Source organism: Mycobacterium sp. E740 (genome assembly GCF_001672895.1).
GTDB lineage: Bacteria > Actinomycetota > Actinomycetes > Mycobacteriales > Mycobacteriaceae > Mycobacterium.
This window is the reverse complement of record NZ_LZKP01000081.1, coordinates 1-2,862: the sequence shown is the minus strand read 5'-3', so window position 1 is coordinate 2,862 and position 2,862 is coordinate 1. Positions and strand designations below refer to the sequence as shown.

Below are 2,862 nucleotides of genomic sequence, written 5' to 3'. Positions count from 1 at the left end.
CTGCTGGCCGACCACCTGGGCACCGTGGCGCTGGCGGTCATCCTCATCGAGGGCGGCCTCACGACCCGGTTCTCCGACGTGCGCCGCGTGCTGGCGCCCGCGGGGATGCTCGCCACCGTCGGTGTCGCGGTCAGCATGGTGGTCACAGCGGTGGGCGCACACCTGCTGCTCGGGTTCGACTGGCAGTTGGCGCTGCTGCTCGGCGCGATCGTCTCGTCCACCGACGCGGCGGCGGTGTTCTCGGTGCTGCGCGTGGTCCCCCTGCCGCGGCGTCTGGCCGGCCTGCTCGAAGCAGAGTCCGGTTTCAACGACGCCCCGGCCGTCATCCTCGTGCTGATGTTCAGCGTGACGCCGTTGGAGATGTCACCCGGACACGCGCTCCTCGAGCTGGGCTACGAGTTGGTGGTCGGCGCTGCTATCGGCCTGGGCTTCGGCTTCTTCGGCTCGATGGCGTTGCGCCGCATCGCACTTCCCGCGTCCGGCCTCTATCCGCTGGCCACGTTCGGACTGGGCATGGTCGCGTTCGCGGCGGGCGGCAGCGCGCATGCGAGCGGATTCCTCGCCGCTTACCTGGCCGCGGTGGTGCTTGCGAACTCCGGCCTGCCGCACCGCTCCGCGACGCGGTCGTTCGCAGAAGGACTCGGCTGGCTCGCGCAGATCGGCTTGTTCGTCCTGCTCGGTCTGCTCGTCGACCCCAGCGGCCTGGCCGCCGAAATCGTGCCGGGCATCATCACCGGCCTGGTGCTGTTGCTCGTCGCCCGGCCACTGTCCGTCGTGGTTTCGTTGATCGGCTTCCGCATCCCGTGGCGCGAACAGGTGTTCCTGTCGTGGGCCGGGCTGCGCGGCGCGGTCCCGATCGTGTTGGCCACGTTCCCGATAGTCGGCGGAGTGCCCGACAGCGTCCGCCTGCTCAACATCGTGTTCATCCTCGTGGTGGTGTTCACGTTGATCCAGGGCCCCAGCCTGCGGCCGGTCGCAAGCCGGCTGGGCCTGATCCCGAGGGAGGCCACCCGCGAGATCCAGGTGGAGTCGGCGCCGCTGGACGTGCTGGACGCCGAGCTGCTGACGATGAAGGTCCAGGCGCCGTCGCGGCTGCACAACGTGACGGTGCTGGAGCTGCGGCTGCCTGACCCGAGCGTCATCACGCTGATCATCCGCGACGGGCGCACCTTCGTCCCGCAGCCCGACACCCGCATCGCGATCGGCGACGAGCTGCTGATCGTCACCACCACGAAGACCCGCGCGGTGGCCGAGCGCCGGCTGCGCGCGGTGAGCCGTCGGGGCAAGCTCGCCTACTGGTTCGATGAATTCGGTGAAGCCGAATGAGGCTAGGCTCGTTTCGGTGAGATTCGCTTTCAAGACGTCGCCACAGAACACCACCTGGGCCGACATGCTGGCCGTCTGGCAGGCGGCCGACGAGATCGAGGTCTTCGAGTCGGGCTGGACGTTCGACCACTTCTATCCGATCTTCTCCGACTCCACCGGCCCATGCCTCGAGGGCTGGATCACGCTGACCGCGTTGGCGCAGGCCACCAAGCGACTGCGTGTCGGCGTGCTGGTGACCGGTATCCACTACCGCCATCCCGCGGTGCTCGCGAACATGGCCGCCGCCCTCGACATCGTGTCCGACGGTCGCCTCGAACTCGGCATCGGCGCGGGGTGGAACGAGGAGGAGTCCGGGGCGTACGGCATCGAGTTGGGCTCCATCAAGGAACGGTTCGACCGCTTCGAAGAGGCCTGTGAAGTTCTCACCAGCCTGCTCAGCCAGGAGACGACCTCATTCGACGGCAGGTACTACCAGCTCAAGGATGCCCGCAACGAGCCCAAGGGTCCGCAGCGTCCCCATCCGCCGATCTGTATCGGCGGCAGCGGCGAGAAGCGCACTCTGCGGATCACCGCGAAGTACGCCCAGCACTGGAACTTCGCCGGCGGCTCACCCGAGGAGTTCGCCCGCAAGCGCGATGTGCTGGCCGCGCACTGCGCCGACATCGGTCGGGACCCCGCAGAGATCACGCTGTCGGCTCATGTGCGCCTCGACGGTGACCGCGACTACGGCAAGGTGATCGACGACGCCGCGGCCCTGGGACGCGAGGGACTGGAGTTGGCGATCGTCTATCTGCCGCATCCGCACGATCCGGCCGTGCTCGAACCGCTCGCGGATGCGATCACCGCGTCGGGACTATGCGACTGACGGTCACGAAAATATAACGATTTGGCAAACCCGGGTCGACGGCCGTCTCAAGCCGGAAATCCGGGGTCGAAAAGTTCGCTAGACGCCGTAGAGACGGAGCTCGTCAGCGGTGATCAGGCGCTCGGCCTTGGCGGGAAATTCGCGGCTCTTGAGGGGATGGCGTAGCAGTGACCAGGCGATTCGGCTCACCCGTGACCGGGCTAATGGGCTGACATACACGGAACTGACTCCTGCGTCTAAACCGATAGCTGACCGGGGGCTCACATTACCGCAGTGCCCCCCGGGAAGTCATTAGACGCCCGCGAACGGGCAAACTGTGGTAGGCACGCCGACAAATCGTCAGATGTTTTTAGAGTGACAGAAGTGAATTTTGAGGTGGTCGGCGTGCGTTGGCGCTCGGTTGTGCGGTTTACGACGCGACACGCCGGCGAAGCGTCGGGATCTGCACAAACGGGCCGCCCAAGCGGGAGCTCACGGCGCCCGGCTCACGGCTGGACGAACACGTCGTTCAGCGTCACGGTGCGCAGCTGGCGTGCGCGGATGATGTCGACCAGTTGCCCGTACACCTCGGTGACCGGGGAGTGGTTCAGGTGGCCGATCACGATGGACTGTGGAGTGAAGGCGCGGTCGGCCATCTTGACGACTTCGCCCGGCGGAATCCACACGTGGTC

2 protein-coding genes and 1 pseudogene are annotated in these 2,862 nt (G+C 66.8%); 2 read left to right on the top strand and 1 reads right to left on the bottom strand.

Features of this window, described 5'->3' with window-relative positions:
• Together A5663_RS07290 and A5663_RS07285 are read left to right on the top strand one after the other, a co-directional pair.
• On the top strand, nucleotides 1-1,326 hold a 1,326-nt coding region (locus A5663_RS07290; protein WP_068146001.1), incomplete at its 5' end, for a potassium/proton antiporter.
• A 16-nt stretch (nucleotides 1,327-1,342) separates the two neighbouring features.
• A complete protein-coding gene (locus tag A5663_RS07285) occupies nucleotides 1,343-2,191 on the top strand; it encodes an LLM class F420-dependent oxidoreductase (protein WP_068145998.1) in 849 nt (282 codons plus the stop codon).
• A gap of 485 nt (nucleotides 2,192-2,676) precedes the next feature.
• On the opposite strand, the pseudogene A5663_RS07280 reads toward A5663_RS07285, so the two are convergent.
• Nucleotides 2,677-2,862, bottom strand: a pseudogene (locus A5663_RS07280) (polysaccharide deacetylase family protein); the annotation flags it as partial.